Source organism: Pararhodobacter aggregans, from assembly GCF_003075525.1.
In the GTDB taxonomy this organism is placed as follows: Bacteria; Pseudomonadota; Alphaproteobacteria; order Rhodobacterales; family Rhodobacteraceae; genus Pararhodobacter; species Pararhodobacter aggregans.
The window spans coordinates 189977-196307 of the sequence record NZ_QDDR01000011.1 but is presented as its reverse complement, the minus strand read 5'-3'; the positions used below and the strand labels follow the sequence as shown (position 1 = coordinate 196307).

Annotated in this window: 8 protein-coding genes, 1 tRNA gene and 2 pseudogenes; 2 read left to right on the top strand and 9 right to left on the bottom strand. The window is 61.4% G+C overall.

Annotated elements, in window-relative coordinates; genetic code table 11:
- The first annotated feature begins 49 nt into the window (after positions 1-49).
- Positions 50-126: transfer RNA gene (locus tag DDE23_RS19505), tRNA-Met, on the top strand.
- 137 nt (positions 127-263) lie between these two features.
- On the opposite strand, the gene DDE23_RS19500 is transcribed toward DDE23_RS19505, so the two are convergent.
- The 9 genes and pseudogenes from DDE23_RS19500 to DDE23_RS19460 form a co-directional block, all read right to left on the bottom strand.
- Positions 264-575 carry a type II toxin-antitoxin system RelE/ParE family toxin gene (locus DDE23_RS19500; protein ID WP_107754690.1) on the bottom strand — a complete coding sequence of 104 codons (312 nt, stop codon included), beginning with the start codon at positions 573-575 and terminating at the stop codon, positions 264-266.
- 4 nt (positions 576-579) lie between these two features.
- Complete coding sequence (locus DDE23_RS19495) at positions 580-834, bottom strand: ribbon-helix-helix domain-containing protein (protein WP_107754701.1); 255 nt, start codon at positions 832-834, stop codon at positions 580-582.
- A gap of 188 nt (positions 835-1022) precedes the next feature.
- Positions 1023-2039, bottom strand: a complete 1017-nt coding sequence (locus DDE23_RS19490) for a phage tail tube protein (RefSeq protein WP_202863291.1) — start codon at positions 2037-2039, stop codon at positions 1023-1025.
- 23 nt (positions 2040-2062) lie between these two features.
- Positions 2063-2485, bottom strand: coding sequence for an acyl-CoA transferase (locus DDE23_RS19485; protein WP_107754689.1), 423 nt, complete (start codon positions 2483-2485; stop codon positions 2063-2065).
- 11 nt (positions 2486-2496) lie between these two features.
- Positions 2497-3495 carry a nuclease-related domain-containing protein gene (locus DDE23_RS19480; RefSeq protein WP_133239595.1) on the bottom strand — a complete coding sequence of 333 codons (999 nt, stop codon included), beginning with the start codon at positions 3493-3495 and terminating at the stop codon, positions 2497-2499.
- 65 nt (positions 3496-3560) lie between these two features.
- A pseudogene (locus tag DDE23_RS25635) lies at positions 3561-3853 on the bottom strand (DUF6441 family protein); the annotation flags it as partial.
- Positions 3811-4383 (bottom strand): annotated as a pseudogene (locus DDE23_RS19470) (major capsid protein); the annotation flags it as partial. The pseudogenes DDE23_RS25635 and DDE23_RS19470, both read right to left, overlap by 43 nt.
- 26 nt (positions 4384-4409) lie before the next feature.
- The gene (locus tag DDE23_RS19465; protein WP_107754687.1) at positions 4410-4790 is read right to left on the bottom strand and encodes a head decoration protein; all 381 of its coding nucleotides are present in this window, start codon (positions 4788-4790) and stop codon (positions 4410-4412) included.
- 53 nt (positions 4791-4843) lie between these two features.
- Positions 4844-5200: a hypothetical protein gene (locus DDE23_RS19460; protein ID WP_238150060.1), complete on the bottom strand. Its 357-nt coding sequence runs from the start codon at positions 5198-5200 to the stop codon at positions 4844-4846.
- A 153-nt stretch (positions 5201-5353) separates the two neighbouring features.
- Between DDE23_RS19460 and DDE23_RS19455 the strand changes: the two genes are divergently transcribed.
- Positions 5354-6123 (top strand): IS5 family transposase gene (locus DDE23_RS19455; protein WP_420330174.1). Its coding sequence is split into 2 segments (ribosomal slippage): positions 5354-5675 and positions 5675-6123, totalling 771 coding nucleotides; the frame shifts between segments, so codons are not numbered across the junction.
- The last annotated feature ends 208 nt before the right edge of the window (positions 6124-6331 follow it).

The following is a 6331-nucleotide window of genomic DNA, read 5'->3' as shown; positions in this document are numbered from 1 at the left end:
AATCTCTCTCTACCTTCGATACTCAAAACCTCCGAACCGACAACCCTGGCGCGGGGTGGAGCAGCCCGGTAGCTCGTCAGGCTCATAACCTGAAGGTCGCAGGTTCAAATCCTGCCCCCGCAACCAAAATTGTCCAGTAAATCAACGGCTTCAAGGCCGAGCATAACGCTCGGCTTTTGTGACTCCAAATTCTTGTCAACGCCTGATCAACGTTTTACGAGCCCCCCATCGACGATCCGGATCGTCGTCGCCGGTGCCATCCGTCACTTCGGAAGATCCTCCCGAAACCGGTCCATCTGATGCATCCGCTCGTGAAGGATCGTGACGATGCCGACGTCCCCGTTCGACAGACGCCGCCAGTACACGAAATGATGTGCGTGCCGGCAGTAGAAGCCCTCCACCCCGAACTCGGCCGGGATGAGGTGTAACGCGATGCCGTGGCTTTCGATCCGGTCGAACGCCGCGAAGAGGCCGGTGATGTATCGATCCACCTGCTCGGCGTCCCAGCGGTCGCGCGTGTACCTGTAGATATCGTCAAGTCGCAGCGATGCGGCCTCTTGGACGCGAATGGCCACGTCGTCAGCCCCGGTTCCGGGCGATCACCTCGGCCGCGGTCAACGGGCGATAGCTTTCCTCCGGAGCCGCGAAGGCGCGCGTCAGTTCAGCCTTAAGACGATCAAATGCCTCCCGCTCGGCCCGCTCCTTGTCGCGCCGGATCAGGTCGCGGACGTATTCGCTGATGTTCTCGTACGACCCATTCTCGCCCACGTTCGAGGCCACGAACTCGCTCAGCGCGCCGCTGATGCGGACAGTCATCGTTGTGCTCTGGGACATGGTGGCCTCTGTCTGCTTGTCTTCAAGATAAACAATAATGAACACTCGGGCAAGGCGCGCCACGTAACCAATCTCCGCATCACCTGCGGAGATTGGTATTCCTAATCTCCGCAAGTGAGATCGGCTACGCTGTCAAAATCGCCGCGCTGCGGCTCTCAACCGGTTGAAGCAGCCTGTTCCGGAAGGCCTCAGACAGCGCGAGCGAGCGTAACGAGTGAACGCTGACGCTGATGAACGGCCCCTTCATTCCAAGTGGAGTACGGCTCGATCGAGGCGACCGCCCGGTCAATGCGAGTGTTCGCACCGACCTTTGGCAGTTCGCTCAGTGCCCGTGTCAACAGCAGCTTGGACTGCTGATGCACCGGCCTCTTTTCGCTGTACGGGCGGTTCCCGAGCGAGGTGTTTATGGATTTTTCGACAAGGACGAGGTTACCCAGCCGTTGCACCTCCTCCGGATCGCTGACGGGACCGAATTCCGCGGCGGCCTCTGCATTCGGCGTTTGCGGGAAGATATGCTCGACCTCGTACCCGTCGCTGACATAGTTCCCAAGCCACCTCGTACCTTCGGTCTCACCATATGCCAGGAGATCCACCTGCTGGGTAAACTTGGCCAGCACGTACTGGAACCGATACAGCTGCAAGCTGCGCAGAGCGAGACGCCCCATGGAGTCATCGAAACGATTCGCCAGGTCTGCCTTCGCCCTGTCGAAGCGTGCGACGATGAACGCATCAAGCTCCTCGTCCGACTTGATGGACCGCAGCTCCGTTGCCCACTTTGCAAAGTTGCGCTCGAAATCCCGCGTCGGCTCTCGCGTGATGACATAGCAGAAGAACAGGTTCTGCACTTCGGCGGCCATAGCCACCTCGATGGCCATCGAGGGCAGTGTCCAGTTCCCTGACTGGAAGGTGAGGGTCTTGGGCGTGGTCCCGGTCGTGGTGGGGGAACCGAAGGCGGCCTTCAGCCAGAAGCCAAAGGCCTCCACATCGATCGGCACCACCACCTCACCATCGGCGGTGACGGCGTCCTTGATCGGCGCCAAAGGATCGCGGCCGTAGCCCAGCAGTTCTGAATTCAGCAGCGGCCGTTCCGCGCCCAGCGTGGTCCGGGCGAAGGGCATCAGCCGATAGCCGCTGGCGGGCGGGGTGCCGTAAACTGTCTCAAACGCAAGCGCCATCTGCGCCCGCGCGCCGTGTGCGCGTGCCATGGAGGTCTCCTATTTGGGGGAATTCAGGCCAGAGGGCCGGTCGTTGTATAGTGCAGGACGACAGAGATCACCGCCGCCTTCAGCGCCGCGGCACCCTCGACGGGCAGATCGACCGAGGCCGGGGCCTCGGGCTCGACCCAGTCGCAGAGGCCGCCCAGCGTCCGGTCGGTTTCCAGCGCTGCGCCGATGGCGGCGATCAGATCGCCAAAGGCGCTGGCCCGACCGGTGCCCGCTTGGACGACGACCTCGAGCTCCGCCCGATGCTGGTAGTGATACCGCAGGGGCGACAGGGTCACCTCCGGCTCCCCGGGCTGACCGTCGCGCAGGATGATCAGCCCGGCAGGCGGGACCCGTTCGGGCAGCACTTCGTCACGCAAGGAGAGGGCGGCAAGTGGCTGCAGCCGCGCATGCAGCGCGGCGAGGACGAGTTCGCGAGTTGTGGGCATAGTCCAGACGATTAGCCTCTCACCAATCGAGAAATTCGGCCGAATTCGATTTCTTCCGGCTTCGGTTCACCGGCTTGATGGAACAAGACCTTGTCTCGTGGACTTATAGAAATTGTGCTGAACGGATGGCTCAAGCTAATCATCGGAGCAGATCCGAGAATGGCTAACAAGAAGAGAATGACCTTGCTGCGATTGCAGACTACCTTGACTTCCGAGCCACTCGGCATGGTTTTCAAGGGAAGCCGGTCTTGGCCGACCCTAATCTCTAGGAGGTCTCCGGATATGACCCGCCCACCCAAGAGCTCAATCTTGTCAAATGTTTCAAGCGAGGTGATCGTTTCAACAGCCGCACTGTAGTCCCTAGAGGGGATAGCTTTAAAAAATCCATCCGTGGCGATCATACTAGCCTCTTGGTCGAGGCAAAGCTCAAGTACGGAAATAAGGAACCGTTCCGCAAAGCCAGTTGCCTTTTGGGTCGTTAGGAAGCGATCAAGTTCGTGATGCATCACGATTTCGTCGCGCTTAGCGACTTCGATGGGGACGGTTATATTCTTGTTCCAGAATATGACGCGGCAAACTCGAGCTGGAGGCACTCGGATGTTTCGAGATTCCAGCACGGCGCAGAGGCAGTCGAGTTTTTCCTTATTCTTGGATAGTGGGTTTTCGTGGGCGATCTCACCGCCGTTGCGCCGCTCCTGGACCCATCTGTCGCCGTCAATACGTAGCCGACCAGACCAATTCTTGATTTCTATTGCGCTGATTTGGTTCGGGGAGATGACGACCAAGTCGATCTCGTAACGACCTCGGGACTGAGCGCGCGTGTCACGCGGTACTCTCTTCGAGTGGAAGATGCTCGCGGCCTTCCATGAAAGGTGGTCTGTAACCAGTGACCTCAATGCCTTTTCTGCGTCGCGACCAGCCGTAACTTCGTCGAGCTCGGGCTCTCTTTTGGCCGATACGATATCTCGCCAAATCTCAAGGCGCGATGTTCTGCTGCTCTTTGTGTTCATGACCGCCCCCACCTTAATTTCATTACCCTTAGCAAGGACATGGGATAGGGGCCAATGGCTACTTGCTACTTCCACCCCGCCACGATCCGCGCCGGCACGGCGTCGATGGCCCGCTCAGCATCGCCAGATCGAGCCGCTTGCGCAGCTTGACCTGTGGCACCAGCAGGAAGATCGGTACCGTGGTCAGCCCGCGGCCGGATTTCGACCGCGATGCCACCGCGCGCCCCTTGCTGTTCAACCGCCCCTCGGCCACCAGCAGGCTTGGCCCCCGGCGCCGATAGATGAACCGCAGCCGCAGCCCCGTGCGGCGTTCCCATTCTCCGGGGGTGATGCGACCACCGCGGGTGGATTGCCCTGCACGTTCGTGCCAGCCGTGCCCAGGACGAAGTCGACGGAGATTTGCGCCAGGCCGAATTCGGTGAAGTAGTTGTAGAGGGTGGTGCCCTCGCCGTCCTTCACGATCCCGCGCAGCGCGTTCATCTCCATGTATTCGCGGGTCTGGGCATGCTTGCGCCGCATCAGCAGCAGCTTGCGGTTCATCATCTCGACGAGGGGATCGGCGGCGTCGAAGGCGCCGAGGCCGGGTTGTCCTTGGATGTCGGCGGGGAGGATCACGTCGTCGTGCGGGATCCAAGGGAGGGCGAAGCTGCGCATCGACCGGCCTTCGCGGGTGCCGACGGTGGCGGGGCCGCCGAGGGGAACGGAGGGCAGAAGGCTCAGGACGCCTTCGTACTGTTCGATGATGACCGAGCGCTGGCTGACGCCTTCGAAACGGAAGAGGCCGATCTGGGCGAGGCGGGTGTAGAGGTTGGGCAGGATGTTGATGGCCTGCGTCATCTCGGCCAGCGAATAGCCGCCAGCGTCAAAGGGATTGCGGACGAGGGTCATGGGATGCTCCGGGGGAATGAGGGGGATCAGACGCCGTCGCGGGCGATGATGCCTGCGGCGGCCAGCTGGCCAATCTTGGTGGTGATCTTGGCCCCGTCATCGACGGTGGCGTCGTAGGCTAGGCCTGCGCGCGAGACGATGGCCGGGCCGCGGGCCACGACGATTCCGGTAGCGTCTGCGAGGGTTGCATCGACGGCATAGAGGAGAACGGCCGAGGCAGTCTGCGCGCCATCGGTGCCGCCACTGGTCGCCAGCTTGTATTTGCCGATGGCGGTGATGCGGCCGAGGACGGCGCCGACGGGATAGGTTGTGCCCGCGAGCAGCGTCACCACCTCGCGGGTGTAGTTCGGGTTGACCTCATATTTGAGGACATCGCCCATGCTGGGCGGTTCCGTCAGGACGGGCATGGTTCAGTCTCCAGGATGTTGGGGATGGGGTGCGCCCAGCGCGGCCGTAATTATCAGCGCGAGGCGGCGGCGGATTTCTTGGCGGCCGCGACGATGGCGCTTTCCTTGGACCCGGGTGCCGGGGCCGTGGCGACGATGCCCGCCGCGTCACTGCGTGCGGCGAGATCGGCCAGCACGTTGGCGCTCAGGGCCTCGGGCTTCACGCCCTTCGCGACGGCATCGGCGGCGTCGATCTGGACGCCGAGGCGTGCGGCCTGCGCGCAGACCTGCGCAACCTCGGCCGCCTCTGGTCCGAGGGGGAGCAAACGATCCGTTGGCAGTTCGAAGTGATCCGTCTTGCGAATCCTCAGGACATTTATGACCAAGGCGTATTCCAGAACGCGCTCCCCGTTTCTGTTCTGGTAGATCATCAGCGCCCGGCCACACTCTTCCGACCAATTGCTTCCCTTGTCGATCCTGGCAAGGTGGGAACAAAGCATCCTTACCTTAGGGTCAGGACCCATTAATCGGCTTGAGGCCGCCCGGCCTGCGTGATTCAAGCTCCCGAACTGACGGGGGTGATGATGAGCAACCTTTTCTGGCTGACCGACGCGCAGATGGAGCGGCTGAAGCCGTTCTTTCCGAAGAGCCATGGCAAGCCGCGCGTCGACGATCGGCGCGTGTTGAGCGGCATAATCTTTATTAATCGCAATGGGTTGAGGTGGTGTGATGCCCCGCGTGAGTATGGTCCTCCGAAGACCCTCTACAACCGCTGGAAGCGATGGGGTGACAGGGGAGTCTTCGCCAGGATGATGGAGGGACTGGCCTCCGAAGGCACCGAGCAGAAGACCATCATGATCGATGCGACGTATCTCAAGGCGCACCGCACGGCTTCAAGCCTGCGGACGAAAAAGGGGGACCCGGCGATCAGCGCGGGCGCCTGATTGGTAGAACGAAGGGCGGGCCGAACACCAAGTTGCATGCCGTCACAGACGCCAAGGGACGGCCCCTGACGTTCTTCATGACCGCAGGGCAGGTCAGCGACTATACCGGAGCCGCAGCCCTGCTGAGCAGTCTGCCTGCTGCCGAGTGGATGATCCCGGACCGGGGTTATGATGCCGACTGGTTCCGGGAAGCCTTGAAAGACAAGGGGATACGCCCCTGCATCCCGGGCCGGAAGTCGCGTGGCAAGGCTGTCCGCTACGACAAGCGCCGATACAAGCGGCGCAACCGGATCGAGATCATGTTCGGCAGGCTTAAAGACTGGCGCCGCATCGCGACCCGCTACGACAGATGCGCCAAGACCTTCCTGTCCGCAGTCGCCCTCGCCGCTACCGTCATATTCTGGCTTTGAGGATCAATGAGTCTGGAACCTGAACAATAAAAAATACAACACGCGAAAAATAACAAACACCGCGGCGTTTTTGGGCATGTTGTGCGCGCCGGGGCCTGACAAGCGGGCCAGGGGACTCGCCCGGGACATGGCTTCAGAGAAGGCGTGGCACAAGGGGAAGCCGGGCGGTCCCCTGCTGACACGAATTCAGATACTTGCTGAAGGATGT

Coding starts and splice junctions, on each gene's coding strand:
- DDE23_RS19495 (WP_107754701.1), bottom strand. CDS start 834: ATGTCCCAGAGCACAACGATGACTGTCCGCATCAGCGGCGCGCTGAGC.
- DDE23_RS19490 (WP_202863291.1), bottom strand. CDS start 2,039: ATGGCACGCGCACACGGCGCGCGGGCGCAGATGGCGCTTGCGTTTGAG.
- DDE23_RS19485 (WP_107754689.1), bottom strand. CDS start 2,485: ATGCCCACAACTCGCGAACTCGTCCTCGCCGCGCTGCATGCGCGGCTG.
- DDE23_RS19480 (WP_133239595.1), bottom strand. CDS start 3,495: ATGAACACAAAGAGCAGCAGAACATCGCGCCTTGAGATTTGGCGAGAT.
- DDE23_RS19465 (WP_107754687.1), bottom strand. CDS start 4,790: ATGCCCGTCCTGACGGAACCGCCCAGCATGGGCGATGTCCTCAAATAT.
- DDE23_RS19460 (WP_238150060.1), bottom strand. CDS start 5,200: ATGATCTACCAGAACAGAAACGGGGAGCGCGTTCTGGAATACGCCTTG.